The organism is Kaistella chaponensis, assembly GCF_900156725.1.
Classification (GTDB): Bacteria; Bacteroidota; Bacteroidia; order Flavobacteriales; family Weeksellaceae; genus Kaistella; species Kaistella chaponensis.
The window spans coordinates 241290-261380 of record NZ_FTOI01000001.1; the positions used below are offsets into that span (position 1 = coordinate 241290).

At 35.5% G+C, this 20091-nt stretch carries 21 protein-coding genes; 10 read left to right on the plus strand and 11 right to left on the minus strand.

Annotation, left to right across the window (positions count from 1 at the left end):
- Positions 1–96 precede the first annotated feature (96 nt).
- Positions 97–1767: a S41 family peptidase gene (locus BW932_RS01065; RefSeq protein ID WP_159436409.1), complete on the minus strand. Its 1671-nt coding sequence runs from the start codon at positions 1765–1767 to the stop codon at positions 97–99.
- Between the two features lie 127 nt (positions 1768–1894).
- Here BW932_RS01065 and BW932_RS01070 point away from each other — a divergent pair, with 127 nt between their 5' ends.
- The 9 genes from BW932_RS01070 to BW932_RS14285 all read left to right on the plus strand — a co-directional run bounded on the left by BW932_RS01070 (position 1895) and on the right by BW932_RS14285 (position 10173).
- Entirely contained in the window at positions 1895–3112 is a 1218-nt protein-coding gene (locus tag BW932_RS01070) for an HD domain-containing protein (protein ID WP_076384495.1), read from the plus strand.
- A 60-nt stretch (positions 3113–3172) separates the two neighbouring features.
- Positions 3173–4204, plus strand: coding sequence for a UDP-3-O-(3-hydroxymyristoyl)glucosamine N-acyltransferase (gene lpxD, locus BW932_RS01075; RefSeq protein ID WP_076384497.1), 1032 nt, complete (start codon positions 3173–3175; stop codon positions 4202–4204).
- Entirely contained in the window at positions 4197–5594 is a 1398-nt protein-coding gene (locus tag BW932_RS01080) for a bifunctional UDP-3-O-[3-hydroxymyristoyl] N-acetylglucosamine deacetylase/3-hydroxyacyl-ACP dehydratase (protein ID WP_076384499.1), read from the plus strand. The genes lpxD and BW932_RS01080 overlap by 8 nt, the downstream gene beginning before the upstream one ends.
- Positions 5595–6383, plus strand: a complete 789-nt coding sequence (gene lpxA / locus BW932_RS01085; RefSeq protein WP_076384501.1) for an acyl-ACP--UDP-N-acetylglucosamine O-acyltransferase — start codon at positions 5595–5597, stop codon at positions 6381–6383. It begins immediately after the preceding gene.
- 88 nt (positions 6384–6471) lie between these two features.
- Positions 6472–7035, plus strand: coding sequence for an elongation factor P (gene efp / locus BW932_RS01090; RefSeq protein WP_076384503.1), 564 nt, complete (start codon positions 6472–6474; stop codon positions 7033–7035).
- Between the two features lie 74 nt (positions 7036–7109).
- The gene (locus BW932_RS01095; protein WP_076384851.1) at positions 7110–8012 is read left to right on the plus strand and encodes a UDP-3-O-(3-hydroxymyristoyl)glucosamine N-acyltransferase; all 903 of its coding nucleotides are present in this window, start codon (positions 7110–7112) and stop codon (positions 8010–8012) included.
- Between the two features lie 81 nt (positions 8013–8093).
- Entirely contained in the window at positions 8094–8966 is an 873-nt protein-coding gene (gene sucD, locus BW932_RS01100) for a succinate--CoA ligase subunit alpha (RefSeq protein WP_076384505.1), read from the plus strand.
- Positions 8967–8981: 15 nt separating this feature from the next.
- The gene (locus tag BW932_RS01105) at positions 8982–9641 is read left to right on the plus strand and encodes a porin family protein (protein ID WP_076384507.1); all 660 of its coding nucleotides are present in this window, start codon (positions 8982–8984) and stop codon (positions 9639–9641) included.
- 361 nt (positions 9642–10002) lie between these two features.
- A complete protein-coding gene (locus tag BW932_RS14285) occupies positions 10003–10173 on the plus strand; it encodes a hypothetical protein (RefSeq protein ID WP_159436410.1) in 171 nt (56 codons plus the stop codon).
- Positions 10174–10515: 342 nt separating this feature from the next.
- Here BW932_RS14285 and BW932_RS01115 read toward each other — a convergent pair whose 3' ends face one another.
- From BW932_RS01115 to BW932_RS01160, 10 genes are all read right to left on the minus strand, one after another.
- A complete protein-coding gene (locus tag BW932_RS01115) occupies positions 10516–10839 on the minus strand; it encodes a type II toxin-antitoxin system PemK/MazF family toxin (protein WP_076384510.1) in 324 nt (107 codons plus the stop codon).
- A complete protein-coding gene (locus tag BW932_RS01120; protein ID WP_076384512.1) occupies positions 10830–11075 on the minus strand; it encodes an AbrB/MazE/SpoVT family DNA-binding domain-containing protein in 246 nt (81 codons plus the stop codon). The genes BW932_RS01115 and BW932_RS01120 overlap by 10 nt, the downstream gene beginning before the upstream one ends.
- Before the next feature lie 220 nt (positions 11076–11295).
- Positions 11296–11745, minus strand: a complete 450-nt coding sequence (locus BW932_RS01125) for a hypothetical protein (RefSeq protein ID WP_076384514.1) — start codon at positions 11743–11745, stop codon at positions 11296–11298.
- 197 nt (positions 11746–11942) lie between these two features.
- The gene (locus BW932_RS01130) at positions 11943–13259 is read right to left on the minus strand and encodes an ABC transporter permease (protein ID WP_076384516.1); all 1317 of its coding nucleotides are present in this window, start codon (positions 13257–13259) and stop codon (positions 11943–11945) included.
- A gap of 8 nt (positions 13260–13267) precedes the next feature.
- Positions 13268–14179, minus strand: coding sequence for an ABC transporter ATP-binding protein (locus BW932_RS01135; protein ID WP_076384518.1), 912 nt, complete (start codon positions 14177–14179; stop codon positions 13268–13270).
- A 219-nt stretch (positions 14180–14398) separates the two neighbouring features.
- Positions 14399–14995 carry a hypothetical protein gene (locus BW932_RS01140; RefSeq protein ID WP_076384520.1) on the minus strand — a complete coding sequence of 199 codons (597 nt, stop codon included), beginning with the start codon at positions 14993–14995 and terminating at the stop codon, positions 14399–14401.
- Positions 14995–15990, minus strand: a complete 996-nt coding sequence (dusB, locus tag BW932_RS01145) for a tRNA dihydrouridine synthase DusB (protein ID WP_076384522.1) — start codon at positions 15988–15990, stop codon at positions 14995–14997. The genes BW932_RS01140 and dusB overlap by 1 nt, the downstream gene beginning before the upstream one ends.
- Positions 15991–16109: 119 nt before the next feature.
- Positions 16110–16313 carry a hypothetical protein gene (locus tag BW932_RS01150; RefSeq protein ID WP_076384524.1) on the minus strand — a complete coding sequence of 68 codons (204 nt, stop codon included), beginning with the start codon at positions 16311–16313 and terminating at the stop codon, positions 16110–16112.
- Entirely contained in the window at positions 16313–16945 is a 633-nt protein-coding gene (locus BW932_RS01155; RefSeq protein ID WP_084566407.1) for a DUF3575 domain-containing protein, read from the minus strand. The genes BW932_RS01150 and BW932_RS01155 overlap by 1 nt, the downstream gene beginning before the upstream one ends.
- Positions 16946–16955: 10 nt before the next feature.
- Entirely contained in the window at positions 16956–18128 is a 1173-nt protein-coding gene (locus tag BW932_RS01160; protein ID WP_076384528.1) for a thioredoxin fold domain-containing protein, read from the minus strand.
- Positions 18129–18336: 208 nt separating this feature from the next.
- Between BW932_RS01160 and BW932_RS01165 the strand changes: the two genes are divergently transcribed.
- On the plus strand, positions 18337–19947 hold the full coding sequence (locus BW932_RS01165; protein ID WP_076384530.1) for a T9SS-dependent choice-of-anchor J family protein: 1611 nt from the start codon (positions 18337–18339) through the stop codon (positions 19945–19947).
- Positions 19948–20091 lie beyond the last annotated feature (144 nt).

Sequence of the window (20091 nt, forward strand, 5' to 3'; positions counted from 1 at the left end):
ATTTGAGTTCAAGGTATTTGAACGTCGCGTTAACTCATCAAAAATACAACCAATTGTTGCCAATGTTATTCTAAATTCGAGTTAAAGTTGCGTTAATTATTTCCCATACTTTATATATTCTAATGCTCTTTCCAAAACTTCATCGCGATTTTCTTGCAGTCCTTTTACGGTTGGTTTTACCTCAATATCGGGAACAATTCCGATTCTTTGGGTTTCTTTTCCGTCTGGATAAAAAACGCCGAGACCAGTAAAAACTGTTGGTTTTCCGGCTAAATTAAATTTGCTCACATTTCCGTCTGCTCCCGAAGTTTGGCTTCCGATGACTTTGCTGTTTGGAAAAGTTTGTAAAATCATAGTAGAAAATTCTGCATGAGATTGGGTGGTTTCATTGACGAGAATAATTATTTTTCCTTGATATGGGGAATTATTTTCTTTATTTCCGAGGATAAAATTTTTAGAATCTTCATATTGAAATTTTCCTGGATAAGACAAATCTGGTTTTATGATGTCACAAAATTGGTTGGGTTTGTTTGATAGTAAATTCATAATACTTTTTGCGGTTCCTTTCGGATAATTTCTAATATCGAAAATGATGGTTTTTGTATTTTTTAGCTCCTCATACATCTTGTTTACATCTTCTTTTTCTAAAATTTTCATATTTACAAATCCAATATTATTATCCAATATTTTCCATTTTGAATCCTCATTTTTTGTGGATTGAAAAACAAGATTTTTGTTATTGAGAGTGGGAACTTTTACAGTTATTACCTTTCCTTTTCGTTCAATTTCTAGATTTAAAAATTCATTATTGGTACGAAAAAAATAATTTTGATAAATCATATTTCTAATTTTCACATTATAATTAGAAGCAGGTACATATTTTTTGTAAAATTCTATAATTTCAGAGATGGTTTTGTTGTCGATTTTTGTAATAATATCGCCAATTTCAAGATCGTATTTTAAATTTAATTTATTTTCGTATAAATGAGTGATCACCAATTTATTATCAGCAAATTTCACTTTCGTGGGTAAATATTGAAGTCCAAAACTTTCTTCTATTTTTTTCGAATAATATGAAGCATGGCTATCGTCAACTTTCGTAACCAGCTCCAGTAAAGCAAATTGGTATTCTGTTTCGTTTTTTATATTTTGAAATCTCGGAATCATTTCCTTTAAAACATCATTCCATTTTAGATCTGTTTGATATTTATAAGGAAAAAAATATTCTACCAAATTCCAATATCTGAAAAGTTCTGTCAAACGAATATTAATTTCAGGGAAATTTTCATTATAAATAATTTCATTTTTCAAGTTGATTTGATTGGTATTTGGGATGCTATTTACATAATATTGAGTGCCTGTTTGTCTATTTTCTTCAATAAAATTTAACTTTTCTATAACATTTTTAGTAAAAATATTCTCGTCATCGGTCCAATTCAAATCGAAATTTTTAAGGAAATTTTTCTTGTCATTTTTCTCGTTGCAGGTTTTGCAAATTTCCACTTTTCCCAATCCATCGATCCATTCAAAAATCATCTTATTGAATTGTTTTTTGGTCTCTGTTTTTTCAGCTTCTTTTATTTTTTCAATAAGTTGATTGTCCCAATTATAAGTGCCTTTAGCAACATTTGGGTGATAATACTTTAAAAAACCCCAAACTTTGCAAAGCGTTTCTAATTTTTCGTTTTGTGTTAATTTTTCCTGAGCTAAAAAATTTTGAGATCCCATGAAAACTATCAGCAGAAAGTAGATTCCTTTTTTAATCATAATCATTTTTTTTAATACAATCAAAAATATCTTTTCAAAGGCTAAAATTTTCCCAAGAAAACGGTAAATAAAAGTTAAACTTAAAAATTCTGTAAATTTGTACCCATCAATTATTACCTTTTCTTCAATGTCAAATACCAACAAACTCAAAATCATCAACGACCCAGTTCACGGATTTATTAAAATACCTTTCGAAATTATTTTTGATGTCATCGAACATTCATATTTTCAAAGATTGCGCAGAATTTCACAAACAGGATTGTTGAATTTAATTTTTCCGGGTGCGACGCATACGAGATTTCATCATGCTTTGGGCGCAATGCATTTGATGTTTACGGCTTTAGAAACTTTAAAATTAAAAGGAATTGAAATTTCAAAAGACGAAGAAAAATCGGCTTTACTTGCTATTTTATTACACGATATCGGTCACGGTCCTTTTTCGCATGCTTTAGAAAATATGTTGATGGATGATTGGCATCACGAGAAATTATCTTTATTATTAATGAATAAGATGAACGCCGAATTTAGTGGGGAACTTTCTATGGCGATAGAGATGTTTCAAGGAAAATACCACCGAAAATTTTTCAACCAATTAATTTCTTCACAATTAGATGTAGATCGGTTGGATTATTTGAAACGAGATAGTTTTTACACGGGTGTTTCCGAAGGAAATGTAAATACCCAAAGAATTATTTCGATGATGAATGTTTCTGAAGACGAACTCGTCATCGATGCAAAAGGAATTTATTCCATCGAAAATTTTCTTACGGCGAGAATGTTTATGTATTGGCAGGTTTATTATCATAAAACTTCTGTTTTAGCGGAACATCTACTCATTAAAATTCTGGATCGTGCAAAATTCTTAATTTCCGAGGGTAAAGATTTACCCGCATCCGAGAATTTGCAATACTTCCTTCACAAAAATCATTTCGAAAGTGCAACCCAAGAAGACATCCAAAGGTTTACGGAGCTTGATGATAATGATCTTATTCAGGCAATGAAGTTTTGGACAAAAAATGAGGATTTAATCCTTTCTTACCTCTGTACTTGTGTGATACGGCGCGAATTTCCGAAGACAATTATCTCTTCCCGACCATTTGATCCTGAATTCATTAAAGAAAAAATAGAGCATACGAACCGAAAGTTTAACATTACAAATGGTGCAAAATTGGTCGATGAGATTTCCCGAAGTTTGCTACCTTATAATAGGGAGATCCAACCCATCTATTTACTTCAGAAAAACGGCGAAAAGATCACCCTCGAGAACTCCGAAAACCAAATCCTTTCCTCTTATATCAATCAGCTGAATACCAAGTATATTTTATCCTTTCCAAGGGAAATTTAGCCAAATAATTTTCATCGAAAAGGAATTGAGATATTTGGGAATTTCTTATATTTGCAGGATATGGAATTTACAGCAGCTCAGATTGCAAGTTTTATTAACGGAAAAATTATAGGCGATGAAACAGCCACCATCAGTGGGGTTTCACCTATTGAAAGTGGCGAAAAAGGCCACCTTTCTTTCGTTGCACAAGAAAGATTTGCAGATCATATCGAGACTTCAGCATGCTCAGTTCTCATTGTTTCAGAAAAACTATTAACAAAAGACTCTTATCCTACAACCGTTATTGCCGTAGAAGACGCCTATCTTTCTTTTCAAGTTCTAATGAATTTGTATAATGAAATGAAAGGCAGAAAATCGGGAATTGAAGAGGGTGCAGTATTTCACGAAACCGCAAAAGTGGGTGAAAATGTATATGTAGGAGCTTTTACCTGTGTTTCCGAAAAAGTGAAAATTGGCGATGATAGTCAAATTTATCCCCAAGTTTTTATTGGAAAAAATGTAAAAATTGGAAAAAACTGTGTCATTTATAGTGGCGTAAGAATTTACGATTACTGTGTGATTGGCGATCATTGCATCGTTCATTCAAATACCGTAATTGGTTCTGATGGTTTTGGTTTTCAACCCACCAAAGACGGTTATCAAAAAATTCCGCAACTCGGAAACGTGGTGTTGGAAGATGATGTAGAAATTGGCGCAAACTGTACTATTGATCGAGGAACAATCGGTTCCACGGTGATTGGTAAAGGAACCAAAATTGATAATTTGATCCAAATTGCTCACAATGTAAAAATAGGTCGGAATAATGTAATCGCTGCACAAGCTGGAATTGCCGGTTCTACCGTTATTGGTGATTGGAATCAAATTGGAGGTCAAGTAGGAATCGTAGGTCATATCACCATAGGAAATCAAGTGAAAATTCAGGCACAAAGCGGTGTGAATTCAAGTGCGAAAGACAACGAAATTCTGTACGGTTCTCCAGCGATCAATGCCAGTGAATACCGAAGGAATTATGTTCATTTTAGAAATTTTAGCCAAATCGTGAAAAGAATCATTGATCTAGAAAATAACTCAAAAGATAAAACTAATGGGTGATAAGCAAAAAACGCTATCCGAAGAGATTTCTCTCTCAGGAATTGGCCTTCATACAGGAAAGGATGTAAAACTTACCATTAAACCCGGAAAAGAAAACGCTGGTTTTATATTTGTAAGAACTGATTTGGAAGGTCATCCTCATATCGAAGCCGACGTGAATTATGTGACCACAACAGAACGCGGAACAACACTCGAAAAACTCGGTGTAAGAATTCATACTTGTGAACACCTTCTCGCTGCATTGGTAGGTTGCGATATCGACAATGCAATTTTAGAAATGGATAGTGCAGAACCACCTATTCTAGACGGATCCTCAAAGTTTTTTGTCGAAGCAATTGAAAAAGCGGGCATCAAAGAACAATCTGCTACAAGAGAATATTTGGTGGTAAAAGAAGTTCTTTCCTATGTAGATACTGCAACAGGTTCAGAACTTACCATCATTCCTTCAGATAATTATGAGGTAACAACGATGGTCGATTTTGGCACGAAAGTGTTGGGAACGCAAAATGCAACTTTAAAGGATATCTCAGAATTCAAAACTGAAATATCTTCCGCTAGAACCTTCAGTTTCCTCCATGAATTGGAAATGCTTTTAGATGCAGGTCTTATAAAAGGTGGTGATATTTCAAATGCGATTGTATATGTAGATAAAGATTTAACTCCCGAAACTGCAGATAAATTAAAAAAAGCCTTTGGTAAAGATGATATTGCGATTCGACCAAACGGAATTTTAGATAATCTTACTTTGAATTATCCAAACGAAGCAGCACGCCACAAATTGCTCGACGTAATCGGTGATTTAGCACTGGTTGGAGTGAAAATTAAAGGAAAAGTGATCGCCAATAAACCTGGACATTTTGTGAACACCCAGTTTGCAAAAAAATTGAACAGACAGTGGAAATTGCAGAAAAAGAAAAACGTTCCCGATATTGATATCTATAAAGATCCGGTTTTCGATATTAACGGAATTATGAAATTAATGCCGCATCGTCCTCCTTTCTTATTAATTGATAAAATTTTAGAACTTTCAGATTCTCATGTTGTTGGTTTGAAAAACGTGACGATGAATGAGCCGTTTTTTGTAGGCCATTTCCCGAAAGAACCAGTGATGCCCGGCGTTTTGCAGGTAGAAGCTTTAGCACAAACAGGTGGAATCTTAGTTTTGGCAAGCGTGCCGGATCCTGAAAATTATTCAACCTATTTCATCAAAATTGATAAAGTCAAATTCAAGAAAAAAGTAGTTCCAGGTGATACTATGATTTTCAAGATAGAGCTTATTTCGCCTATCAGAAGAGGAATTGTTCACATGCAAGGTTATGGCTACGTCGGCGACAGCGTTGTTGTTGAAGCAGAATTGATGGCACAGGTTGCAAAAAATAAACCCGATTAAATGGTACATCAGTTAGCTGCCGTTGATAAACGTGCAAAAATCAAGAAAAATGTAATCGTAGAACCTTTTACAACCATTGCAGGTGATGTAGAAATTGGAGAAGGTACTTGGATCGGATCAAATGTAACCATAATGGATGGAGCAAGAATCGGTAGAAATTGCCGTATTTTTCCCGGAACCGTTATTTCTGCAGTGCCGCAGGATTTAAAATTTGATGGCGAAGATACCCAAGTAATTATCGGTGACGGAACTACGCTACGAGAGTGCGTTACGGTGAATCGCGGTACAAAAGCACTCGGTTTTACCAAAATTGGCAAAGATTGTTTAATTATGGCCACTTCTCATATTGCTCATGATTGTATTCTTGGTCATAATGTAATTATTGCAAATGGCTGCGGAATTGCCGGTCATGTAGAAATTGGTGATTATGTGGTAATGGGCGGACTTTCTGCGATACAACAATTCGGAAAAATAGGAAAACACGCCATGATTTCTGGCGGATCACTCATCAGAAAAGACGTTCCTCCTTATGTGAAAGTAGGAAGAGATCCTATTTCTTACGCCGGAATCAATTCCGTTGGTTTAAGGAGAAGAGGATTTACAAACGATAAAATTTTCGAAATTCAAAAAATTTACCGCGCTATTTTCCAGATGAAAATGAATGTTTCCCAAGCATCCAGTTTTATCGAAAAAGAAATGCTTCCTACTGCTGAAAGAGATGAAATTTTAGAATTCATCAAAAACTCTCCAAGTGGTATTGTGAAAGGGTACGGAACCGGAAAAGACTAATTAATAAAACAGGGTGAAAATGAAATCATAATAATTTTCATCTAACATCTAACATCTAGCATCTATCAAAAAACAACTATTAAAATAAATGGCAACAAGCAACGATATAAAAAAAGGAATGTGTATTGAATTCAGCAATGATATTTTCAAAATTATTGAATTCATGCATGTGAAACCAGGAAAAGGTCCAGCTTTCGTTAGAACCAAAATGAAATCAGTAACCAATGGAAAAGTACTTGATAATACTTTTTCTGCAGGTCATAAAATTGATGAAGTAAAAGTAATCACAAGAAAATTTCAGTACTTGTATGAAGATGACAACGGATTTCATTTCATGAATAATGATGATTTTTCCCAAATCTATCTTGACAAAGCAATGATTGAAAATTCGCAATTTATGAAAGCGGGCGAAGAAGTAACCATCATTTTGAAAGACAGCGATGAATCTCCACTTTCTGCGGAAATTCCACCAACAGTTTATTTAGAAGTGATCGAAGCTGATCCAGGAGTGAAAGGAAATACCGCAACCAACGCGCTAAAAAATTCAATCGTAGAAACTGGAGCGAGAGTGATGGTTCCATTATTCATCGAAGCTGGAGACAAAATTAAAGTCAATACCGAAGACGGAAGTTACTTAGAAAGAGTAAAATAGTGATCGGTTTTTAGTTGTCGGTTGATTGTTTTACGACCAACCAACAACTTACAACCAACAAGCAAAAACCAATTATGACCTTCAACCAACCACAAACTCTTAAAACCATTGCAGAAATAATCGGCGCACAAATGATTGGCGACGATCATTTTCCTGTTTTGGGAACCAATGAAATTCATCGGGTAAAAAGCGGGGAAATTGTATTTGTAAATCATCCGAAATATTATGATAAAGCCTTGAATTCTGAGGCCACGATTATTTTAATTGATAAAGAAGTTGATTGTCCCCCAGGAAAAGCGCTTTTGGTTTCCGATGATCCTTTTCGGGATTTCAATAAAATAAATACGCATTTTACCAAGATTTATAATTTCACCGACGAACTGCATGAAGTAGAAGTAGGTGAGGGTACAAAAATTCATTCTTCAGCGGTTTTAGGAAACGACATCAAAATTGGTAAAAATTGTCATATTTTCCCGAATGTGGTGATTGGTGATCGAACAATTATTGGCGATAACGTCATCATTCAAAGCGGAACTGTTTTAGGTGGCGACGCTTTTTATTACAGAAAAGTTGATGGCAATTTTGACCGCTTGATTTCTGTGGGAAATGTAATCATCGAAAATAATGTAGAAATAGGAAACAACTGCACGATTGACCGTGGAGTGACCGATTCTACCATCATCGGCGAAGGTTCGATTCTCGATAATCAAATTCAGATCGGGCACGATACCATCATCGGAAAAAAATGTTTAATAGCCTCACAAACCGGTATTGCAGGATGCTGCATTATTGAAGATGAAGTTACCATTTGGGGACAAGTCGGAATGGCTTCTGGCGTTCGCGTAGAAAGCGGAACGGTTCTTTTAGCCAAATGTGGAGTTAACAGAGATTTAAAAAAAGGAACTTACTTTGGTTTAATCGCCGAAGAGTTCAAGCAATTTCTAAGAAAAGAAATTAAGGTAAAAAACTTGAAATAGCGTGTTTTTCAACGATAAAACAATTATTATTAAGTAATTTTACAGGAAATAGTAGTTTATAATAAATTTAAAAAATAAAAGATGTCAGTATTAGTAAACAAAGATTCTAAAGTAATCGTACAAGGATTTACCGGAACAGAAGGAACTTTCCACGCAGGGCAAATGATTGAATACGGAACCAACGTTGTAGGAGGCGTAACTCCAGGAAAAGGAGGTTCTGAGCATTTAGGAAAACCCGTTTTCAACACCGTTGCCGAATCTGTAGAAAAAGCAGGTGCGAACGTTTCTATTATTTTTGTTCCGCCGGCATTTGCTGCAGACGCAATCATGGAAGCTGCGGAAGCAGGAATTAAAGTAATTGTTTGTATTACCGAAGGAATTCCTGTTGAAGATATGGTAAAAGTGAAAGCTTATATCGCTGACAGAGATACAAGATTAATCGGGCCAAACTGCCCGGGAATTATTACTTCTGATGAAGCAAAAATCGGTATTATGCCAGGTTTTGTTTTCAAAAAAGGAAGAGTTGGGATTGTTTCTAAATCAGGAACTTTAACTTACGAAGCAGCAGATCAAGTGGTAAAAGCTGGTTTTGGTGTTTCTACAGCAATCGGAATCGGAGGTGATCCAATCATCGGAACAACTACAAAAGAGGCTTTGGAATTATTCATTAATGATGATGAAACTGATGCAGTAGTAATGATCGGTGAGATTGGTGGTAACCTAGAAGCTGAAGCTGCAAGATGGTACAAAGCTAGTGGTTCTAAAAAACCAGTCGTTGGATTTATTGCCGGACAAACCGCTCCAAAAGGAAGAACAATGGGTCACGCCGGAGCAATTGTGGGTGGTGATGAAGATACTGCTCAAGCTAAAATGGCGATTATGAGAGAAAATGGCATCAACGTAGTGGATTCTCCAGCAGAAATCGGTGCTACAGTTGCCAAAGTATTGGGATAAAAAAACACACACGATATGAAAAAGATTTTAATCAGTACAGCCCTTTGCGCAGTTACATTTTTATCTGCTCAAATTGATTTCAGCAGTACCCGATATGGTATTACCGCTGGTGGAACTTACTCTCGGGTAAGTAATGCTCATAATCCATCGGGTCCGTTGTATTCTTTTTATGGCGGATTCTTAGCGATGATTCCTGTTGACGATAACAACCAGTTTTTTATTCAGCCCGAAGTTGAATATTTTGGAGCCGGGGAATCGGGGAAAGATAAAGATGCTAAAGGATCTGAGTTCTATGATGCGGTTTATGCTAATAATTACATTAGTGTTCCCATTTATTTTAAAGGCTATTTTTCTGAAGCTGAATCGGAATTTTTTGCAATGGCAGGACCGAGATTTAATTTCCTAATTAATCAAAATGTAAGTGGTGCTCCGGTAAGATATACCGTAGAAGGCGATGCAAATGGAGTGAATGGTAAAGCAGCCACTTTTAATTTCGCTATAGGTCTTGGTGTAGGTTTTTCTTACAAGAGAAAACTAGAAGCTACTTTACGGTATGATTTGGGTTTAAGCAATACCTATCCAGGATTAATGAACGAAAAAGGACTTGATGCAAGTATTCAAAAAAAGAAATCAGAACAGGTTTTTAGCGTGGGTCTGAGTTATGTTTTTGATTAAAATATTTTATTTCATTATAAATAGGAATCCTCTCGACCATTGTTGAGAGGATTTTTTATTATTGGTTTTCGGTGGCGGATTGCGACTTTTAGCTTACATGATACCAATAAGAAGTTTCGGGGTTCGGAATATATTTTTGGTGCGATGATGTTTGTAAGGAGCAAGGTAATGTTTGTAGGCTGTTCAACCCTGTTAAGCTTCCAAACCGTGACGAGCTTTGAAAAAAATGGCTCAAAGTCAGGAAATTTTGTGCAGCGGAGGTTCAAACACGGTGCGACGATAGGAGAGATCTCAAATTGGCCAACAAAACTCATTCGTAATGAAACAAAACCTCTTCGTAATGATACAAAATCCATTCGTAATGAAACATAGCTCGTTCGTAATGATACAAAACCCCATCGCAGTAATACAAAGAGTCTTCGCAGTGGATCAAAACCTCTTCGTAATGAAACAGGGAGTCTTCGGACTCAAACAAGAGATCAACGAACCAAATCACTGTGTCAACGGAGAACTTCAGAGGGAGAAACAGTAAATTCTAGACCTCCTGTTTCCTTAGGGAAATCTTTTTCCATAATAGACCGAGGTTATAGCACACAAAAAAAAACGGTTAAATCGAGGTAATAATGAATCAAAATGCGCAAAAAAGGCTTGAAAATTCATTCTAAGTGAAAGGAAATGCATTCTAAGTGAAAGGAAATGCATTCTAAGTAAAAGGAGATTTATTCTAAGGGGAATGGAGCGCATTCTAATTGAAAAGTAAACCATTCTGAGTGCAATGGAGCGCATTCTATGTAAAAAGAATAACCAAAAAGCACTTCATTCAACCTTGTCAAGGTGAGATAAAACGAAAGCTTCGTTATTATCTGTGGTTTTTTTAATCCACGAATGTTTCTTTGATTACATTTTTTACATTTTGAATTTCTTTTTTAGATAATTCTCCCAAAATTTTCGAAATTCTTCGCCGGTCTACAGTTCTTATTTGGTCGATCATCATCCAACCTTTGGTTTTATTTCCGTTAATTTCAACTCGAGTTGGATAATTTTTGGAACTGCTTGTAATTGGCGCGATCACTATCGTTTGCAAATGTTTATTCATCTCGTTTGGCGAGAAAATAACGAATGGTCTTGTCTTCTTGACTTCGCTTCCAATGGTTGGGTTAAGATTAACCAATACTATTTCATATTGTTTTAATTCCATTCGTCAAAATTTTCGTCTTCAAAAACATCATCAATTAAAAGTTGGTCGTCCCCGTTTTCGTGCATTTTTTTGAATGCTTTTTCCCAATTTTTTCTTGGTTCTGCTTGCGGTTTCAAAATGATATAATCAGTTTCAAGGATAATTTCAATTTTGTCCTGAATGTTATACTTTTCAAGAATTGTTTTAGAAAGTCTAATTCCTTTAGAGTTTCCAATATTTACGACAGATAATTCCATAGCGCAATGTTTTCGTTATTACAAAGTAATTACTTTTATTGAAATTATACAAATTTTCTTTTGGAAACTGCGCTTGTAAAATTGCAGGTAAAGGTTGGGTGTTTCTGTTGGTGGGCTTAAAACACGAAAACTTGCTGTTTGTAAAAAAAACTTAATTAATTGCTGAAATCTATGATGAAAACTTCATACCTGCTCGTAGAAATATGATCTTACCTACTTTTTACTTTTTCTTAAATGGTTTTTCCGCAGTTATTACCATTCCATCTATTTGATTGTTTTTTGAAATCCAAACACTTAAATACTTAGTGTCTTTAACTTTTTCAGTATTAGAATTGAAAATATAAAGTTCATTTCCGCCAATTAGAGAAATTTTCTCTTTGTAAGCAGAATTTAGGTTTTCAATTCTTATTTTTCCAAATTTTGCAGCGTTACTAAGACAGATTTCTTCAAGTTTTTCATTCATGAAATTTTTGAAGCCATTTGAAAGATTAAAGTTTTTAAACGCTGAATAGTCTTTATCTTCACATTTGTCTAAAAACGTTCTAATGAAATTTTCAGCAGTTTGAGATTTTCCACTGTTTAATTGATCAGTTTTAATTTCTTTATAACTATTTTGGCTATAAATTAAAATACTACTTATTAAAGTTAAGATGGCAAATATTTTTTTCATTTAATTAATTTTCAATTTATGATCTTTTTGTAAGATAGCAGGTAATTTATTTATACATATCATCAAATGATACTTAACCACCCAATTTAGTTAGTATTGGTATCATTAAAGTACTCTTCTATTGAACGCTAAGATAACAAAAATTCCCTTCAAATTAAAGGGAATTTCAATGCGTTTTTTCTGACTTGAAAATCAATCTACGATCTGATCCATTTCCAAAGTTCTTTTGCGGTAGCTTTATTGCCGTACATTAAAATTCCAACACGATAGATTTTTCCGGCTACATAAATCATCAGTAAGCTTGATCCTAAAAGTAAAAACATCGAAAGTGCAATTTGCCACGCAGGAACGCCAAACGGAATCCGCGCAATCATAGCAACTGGCGAAGTGAACGGAATAATCGAGAGCCAAAATCCAAGCGGACCTTCGGGATTATTCATGATGGTGAAACTGCCGTACATTCCTACCATTAAGGGAATAATGGCAAATAAAGTGAACTGTTGTGTTTCTGTTTCGTTATCTACCGCCGAACCGATCGCGGCATACATGGAACTGTAAAAAATATAGCCAAGCAAAAAGAAAACGATGAATACGAAAATAATAAGCGGGAAATTGAGGTCTAAAAGGATGTGAGAAATTTCTGTGGCGGTTTGTTGAAGGTCGAATTTCTGCATCATTTCTGCTGATTTTTCGCCACCGGGAATTTGTTGTTGCATTGCCGAAAAACCGGTGTTTAGAAAGAGTGCGCCAATTACAGACATGGTGATCCAAATGCTGAATTGGGTGACTGCAACTAAGGTTACGCCCAAAATTTTGCCCATCATTAATTCAAATGGTTTCACGGAAGAGATGATGATTTCTACGACGCGGTTGTTTTTTTCTTCTAAAACGCTGCGCATCACGCGAACGCCGTAAATGATGATGAACATGAAAACCGCGTACATGAGAACCATGCTTAAACCAGATTTCACGCCGAAATCGAGGTCGGAATCTCCTTTGTTATTGTCAACAACATTTTGGGTATTGAGTTTGAAATTTTGGTCTAAATTATTCAGCTGATCTTGCGAAATACCCAGGGTTTTTATTTTTTCTTTCTTAATGATTTTAGACAAATCACTTGCTACGCTTGACTGCGTATCGAAACCAATTTTTTTGTTGATGAGGAGCTGGGAATTTTTTTCAAGATCATCGAAATTATTATTTTTCAGTTGAGGAATGATGAGCAATCCTTCAATTCCGGTCATTTCTTTCAAGGTAGAAGTTAAAGCACGTTCGTTTTCTGCGGGTACAAAAACGTATTTAATGGCTTTGCTATTCTGTAAATTTCCTACAAAAAGTCCGCTTTTATCAACCACGTTGAAGGTGCTCGAACTTTCGTTGGCTTTGAACATGAAGGCGATCAATAGACCAAAACCAATCATCAGAATGGGAGCCAAAAGCGTAAGGATGACAAAAGATTTTTTCTTAACCTGGGTAAGATATTCTCTTTTGGTGATGAGGAATATATTTTTCATGAATGGGATTAATTATTGGTTGCAACAGCATTGATAAATACTTCGTTCATGCTCGGGATTTTCTCATCGAACGATCTTATTTTTCCGATTTTCATGAGTTCATTGAGCAGAAGATTTTGGTCGTTATCATTTTTTAGATCAAAAGAGACCAAATGATTTAGGGTGGAATAATCACTAATTTGAAACCGATTTTTGAAGCTTTCGAACATCTCTTCATTGACTTCAGCGAGTGTAACACCAAAAATATTCTTCTTGAATTTTTCGCGCACATCAAAAACTTTTCCGTCTAAAACTTTCTTTGCATGATTGATTAATGCTACATAATCACACATTTCTTCTACGCTTTCCATGCGATGGGTAGAGAGAATGATGGTGGTTCCGTTGTTTTTTAATTTCAGAATTTGGTCTTTGATTAAATTGGCATTCACGGGATCGAAACCTGAAAAAGGTTCGTCGAGAATCAGCAATTTTGGTCGGTGCAAAACGGTGACTACAAACTGAATTTTCTGTGCCATTCCTTTGGAAAGTTCGCTGAGTTTTTTCTTCCACCATTGATCGATTTGCAATTGCTCGAACCAATATTTGGCTTGGGAAAGAGCGTCGTTTTTGCTCATTCCTTTTAATTCACCGAAATAAAGAATCTGATCGCCAACCGACATGTTTTTGTACAACCCGCGTTCTTCGGGCATGTAACCAATTTGTTTGATGTGTTCGGGATTTAATTTTTTACCATTGATGAAAACACTGCCAGAATCGGCTTGAGTAATTTGATTGATGATTCGGATGAAGGTGGTTTTTCCCGCACCATTTGGACCTAAAAGTCCATAAATGCTGGCTTCGGGAACATCGATTGAGAAGTTATCGAGTGCCAGTTTTTTACCGGCATTATAGGTTTTGGTGACGTTTTCTGCTTTCAGCATGAAGATGATTATTTGAAAGAATTAGTATAAAAATACTTCGGAAAGTTACGGAATTTATAATGATTTTTTAGGAGCCGGGAACCTGCTCTTCGCTATTACTCCTCGCGCCAATACATTGTCCACCGCTTGCTGTGGGGTAGCCGCTGCGATCAGGGCTAGGATTTGGTTTCCGTTCTAAATGCAGGAAATTAAAATTAAGGAAACAACAGCATGAAAATTTTAAGAAATCCAAATCATTTTTTCATCCGTAATATTCCATTTATCGTTTACCTTTTCCATATAAATCAAAATTCCCAGTCCGCATTTTGAGCCGCAATGGTGTTGGTATCTGATTAATGCTTTGTTTTCTGAAATAAAAAAGGGTTCCGATAATTCATAATTTCCCAGAAAGGTTTGTTTCCCATTTTCATCAATTGCTTTCGAATCATCTATTCTTTTTGCAAATTCTACTCCTTGAATTTTCGAAAAATCAATATTCTCCTTGGAATATTGGGGTTTAAATTGAATGACCAAATTGTCACCTTTTCCTTCATAAAATTCATCGGATAAATTTGTTGTATCTAAAATAGTCAATCGCTGATCCAAAAAATAAGTTAAAGATTTAGAATTTTTCAAACTATCACTTATTCTTTCAGCTTCTAAAGTCATTTCTTTTTCAGATTGATTATTTCGAAAAGAAATGTATTGATGTAAAATTCCATAAGTTGAAACTTTTTCTCTCAGTACTGTATTGTATATTTCGTAGCGATCTTTCTTGCGTGAATTTGTGCAGGAAATTACCAAGCTGAAAACCAGTATTGCAAGACGCGTTTTCATTAGTTTACAAAAGAATTTGTGCTATAGAAATCCGCAGCTTCGGCGATCACCTGATCCATTTCTTCTAAAGTGAAAACTTCTAAGAATTTACGCCGGAAATCTTTAAAATGAGGTATTCCACGGAAATAATTGCTGTAATGTTGACGCATTTCGATGAGTCCTAATCTTTCGCCTTTCCATTCCATGCTCCATTCTGCATGTTGGCGAACTGCTTCTAATCTTTGTTCAATCGTAGGTTCGGGAAGAATTTCTCCGGTTTTGAAATAGTGTTTTACTTCATTGAAAATCCAAGGATAACCAATCGCACCGCGACCGATCATAATGCCGTCACAGTCGTATTTGTTTTTGTATTCCAGCGCTTTTTGGGGAGAATCTACATCGCCGTTTCCAAAAATTGGAATATTGATTCGGGGATTGTTTTTCACTTTTGAAATATAATTCCAGTCCGCTTCACCTTTGTACATTTGAGCGCGAGTTCGGGCGTGAATGGTTAAAGCTTTTACACCGACATCTTGCAGTCTTTCGGCAACTTCCATGATATTAATGGTTTCGGTGTCCCAACCTAAACGTGTTTTCACGGTTACAGGTAAATCGGTAGAATTTACCACGGCTTTGGTGAGGCGAATCATGAGGTCAATATCTTTTAAAACTCCAGCTCCGGCTCCTTTGCAAACTACTTTTTTTACGGGGCACCCGAAATTGATATCAACGATGTCTGGATTTACGGCGGCTACAATTTTTGCGGAAAGTGCCATTGCTTCTTCATCGCCACCAAAAATTTGAATTCCGACGGGTCTTTCATAATCGAAAATATCCAGTTTTTTCATGCTTTTCATGGCATCGCGAATTAGTCCTTCCGAAGAAATAAATTCAGAATACATCATGTCTGCACCGTGCATTTTGCATAATCTGCGAAATGGTGGATCAGAGACATCTTCCATAGGAGCGAGCAACAAAGGAAATTCTGGCAGTTCGATATTACCGATTTTTATCATGATGCAAAGGTAATTTTTTTGGGTGGAATGAAGAAAAGAGAATTTTAGAGAACGTTTTCGACGAGTTACAAAAAAACAGACTCCAATGAAATCTGTTTGATGTTGAAAAGTACATTTTATCAGTCGAAATCGTGGTGGGTATCATCTTTTGAGTTTCTATATACAAACCACATTCCGATTGTTAAACCGACAACTCCTGCAACCGCCGTCATTAAAGCCCGTTCCATTTTGTCGGGTTCAGTGTTTCCGATATAATTAAACAGGAATAAAATGATGAAAGTGAGAACTGCAATTACTGCATATTTAGTACTTTTTATATTCATTATCTTAATTTATATGAAATCATGATTCCTCCTCTATAAGGCAAAAACTCGCCGCTTTGATCCCAGTTTCGGCCATCATCATCATAGCGCACGCCGAGAGTTTTATGATATCCTTTGTAATAACTTTGCATGGTTCCAGCACTTGCAAACAGATCCATGTTCCAATTTTCAGAAAGTTTGAATTGATAACCCACTGTTGCGCCCAGTATAAAAGAATATCCATTCTGGTATAGATCTGAAGTGATGTAGGTTGGCGAATCTGGAGTATATTTATAAGGGCCATCACTCCAATAATTCCATTTTTGAATAATGTACCGAGCTGCAGAAATATTTGCGCCCACATAAAAGTGTTTGAAAGCTTCATCAAAATAATATCTTCCGTCGAGACCGATCATATAGACTTGCGCATACTTTCCGGCAAATGATTTCCAGGGAGAAATAAATACATCGCCTTGAATAGTCATTTTTTTATTGAGTTGATATTCTAGTCCTGCATTCAGGATTCCAACAGGAAGAAAGAGTGCATTTGCTTTGATATATAATTTTTTCGGAGCGATCGCAATAGTATCCTGAATTTGACCGCTTGCAAAAGAGGCAAGGGAAATCGATAAGGCCAAAATTAATTTTTTCAAAATAGAATTGTTATTTTAATGTTTCTAAAAGTTTGGTGGCCATCGTTGCATCTTTTCCTTGAGTTGTAGCAAGATTCTTCGCAATTTCGGCATACATTTTTGCATTTTCTTTATTCCCAGATTTAAAATATAGTTTTGCAAGAATATAAGTGTTTTCGGCATTTTCGCTTTTCATGACTGATTTTTCAGCCCATTCTTCGGCTTTTCTAAGAGCCATCGGATTAGAAATATGCTCACTGAAAATCCAGGCGGCTTTGATTAATTCTTCGGTATCGAAATTATCGGAATTTTTGTAATATTCTAAAGCTGCTTTTTCGTAGCCTTCATAATTAGAAACACTAGGATAGAACATGACTTTCATTCTGTTCAAAGCAGTTTCTGCGTCGGCTTTGCCAATGAGTGGTGTCGCATTTTTATAGAAATACTCATCATTTATAATTCCTGTTTTTTGGTCCAAAGAATTTTCTAGAATCTTCGAAATTTTGATATTGGCATCAAACTGTTTATAAATATCCTCCGACATTAAACTGATTATTTCTGCTTTTTTATTTACAAAAATTTTGTAATTAGCATCGTTTGGAGATTTTAGAAAATAAAGCAACATTCCTAATTCATCCTTAGTAAGAGGGTCATTTTTTTTAACTTCAAAAAATCGTTCGGAAACTTTTTTAGCCAAATCATAATCACTTTCAGCGTATAGTCTCATCATATTCAATAAAAATTCTGGATCTTTTTCTCCTTTTTCAAAAAGCTCTTTATTAGAAAAAGTTGCAAATTTAGGATTGTTAGCTTCTTTCGCGATGGTTAAAAAATCTTTCTCGCTCATATAACCATAGTTTTTCGTTACCACTTCTCCGTCTCCATTTAGGAAAAGAAAAGTAGGATAGGAACGAATCCCGTATTTGAGGGCTAATTCGCGGCCTTCGCCTTTTTCCATATCAAATCTTGCATTGATAAAATTGGCGTTATAATATTCTTTAACCGATGGTAGAGGGAAAATGTTTTTTTCCATCAATTTACAAGGGCCACACCAAACCGCAAATGCATCGATAAAAATGAGTTTTTTTTCAGCTTTTGCTTTGGCAAGAATTTCTTTAAAGGTTATTTGTTGAAAGTTGATTCCATCCTGGGAAAATAAGAGCGTAGAAAACCCTATCAGAAAAAGAGACAGTAACTTGTTCATTTTTTATTAAAAATTTGATGCGAAGTTAATTATAAAAAAATAATCAAACTATTTTTTCAAAAACTTTTATACTGGCCATTAATTAGAAATTTTTAAATTAAATTATTAAAAAAAGACAGGTAATATTATTGGAAATAGTGTAGGGATAAATTCATTTAATTGAATTATATTTATTAGTTTTGGCAACGATTAATACAAACATTTTTTCATGAAAAAACTTATACTAACGTGCACTTTAGCACTGGGGATTTTTGCGAATGCGCAATTTTCACAAAATTTTGATGCAGGAACCACTGCTCCTGCAGGATGGTCTGTAATAAATGACGGTGGGAACGGATTTATTTTTGGGGTTCCACCTGCAGTAAGTGCAGGTGTACCAGGAGCTCACAGTGGAGCAAACGTTGCAAGCATTAAATTTGATACTGCTGCGCATAACGATTTTTTGGTAACACCTGCAATAACGGTTACGGCAGGAGTAAATGACCGACTTTCCTTTTGGGTAGCAAGTTATAGCGCTTCTTTTTTAGAAAACTATAATGTAATGTTGTCTACAGGACCTGTCGCACCTACAGTACCTGCTGATTTTACAGTTACCTTAAAAGGAACTACGAAAGCGCCAAATACTTGGAAGAAAGAAGTAATTGATTTAACTCCTTATATTGGAACTACGGTTTATGTAGGTTTACATGCGGTTGATACGGATCAGTTTTACTTGTATTTTGATGATGTAGTGAATGATAGTGCTCCAACAACTGTACCTTCTTGTACTGTTCTTTCTGCTCCTGCAGACGCAGCTACTGGTACAACAGTAAGACCAGGTTTTGCGTGGAACGCAGCGACAGGAGCTGAACTAGGGTATAAATTAAGTGTAGGAACAACTTCTGGTGGAACAGATGTTTTAAATGCAGTACCTGTCAATGCTTTAAAATATGATCTTCCGCTTTCAAGTGCAGTTTTGGCAGCAAATACAAAATATTATGCTAAAGTTGTTGCTTATAATGCTGTTGGTGATGCGACAGGTTGTACAGAAACAACATTTACTACCGGTGCAAATGCTTATGCGCCGTATTGTGGTCCGCACATTTCTTCCACACCTACGCAACTTGCGCCGATTACATTATTTACTCTTAATACAATTACAAATGATACGGATGCTGCAGCAACCAGTGTAGGAGCTTTTGCAGTAAATGAAACTTTTTTAAGTTCAAATATTACTGTATTGAGCGATTTAACTACAATTCCTTTTAGTTTAACGGGTATTGGAATTACAGGAAATGGTTGGGCAACTTCAATTTTTGTTGACTGGAATAATGATGGTGATTTCTTAGATGCAGGAGAATCTTATTTTAACACTACAGCAAGCATCAAGAGATCGACTACTGTTAGTGCTGCAAACAAAGTTACTTTGACTGGTACTTTAGCAATTCCAGCTGGAACTGCTTTTGGAGTGAAAAGAGTGAGAGTGAAATACAATTTCTCTGGAACTACAATTAACGGTACGCTTACTACAGCGTGTACAGACATGACTAATGGTCAGGTTGAAGATTATGCAATTGATTACAAAGAAAAGGTTTTGGCAGTATCTAACGGTACAAAAGAAGGATTATCAATATATCCTAATCCATTCCAGAATGTGTTGAAAATATCTGATGTGAAAGGAGTAAAATCAGTGGTTGTAAGTGATGTTTCAGGAAGACAAGTGAAAAACATGGCTCCTTCTACTGAACTAGATTTATCAGCCTTGAAAACTGGTCTTTACATTGTAACACTTCAAATGGAAGATGGAACAGTGAAATCTTTCAAAGCGGTTAAAAACTAATATTTAATAGAAATATTGATTGCCGCCTCATTTTTGAGGCGGTTTTTTTTGTGAATGTTTTCAATGTTTATTTGAAGAGGAATTAAATTTCAAGACCAGGTTGCATTTGTAGCAAAAAAAAACTCCGGGAAAACTCCGGAGCTT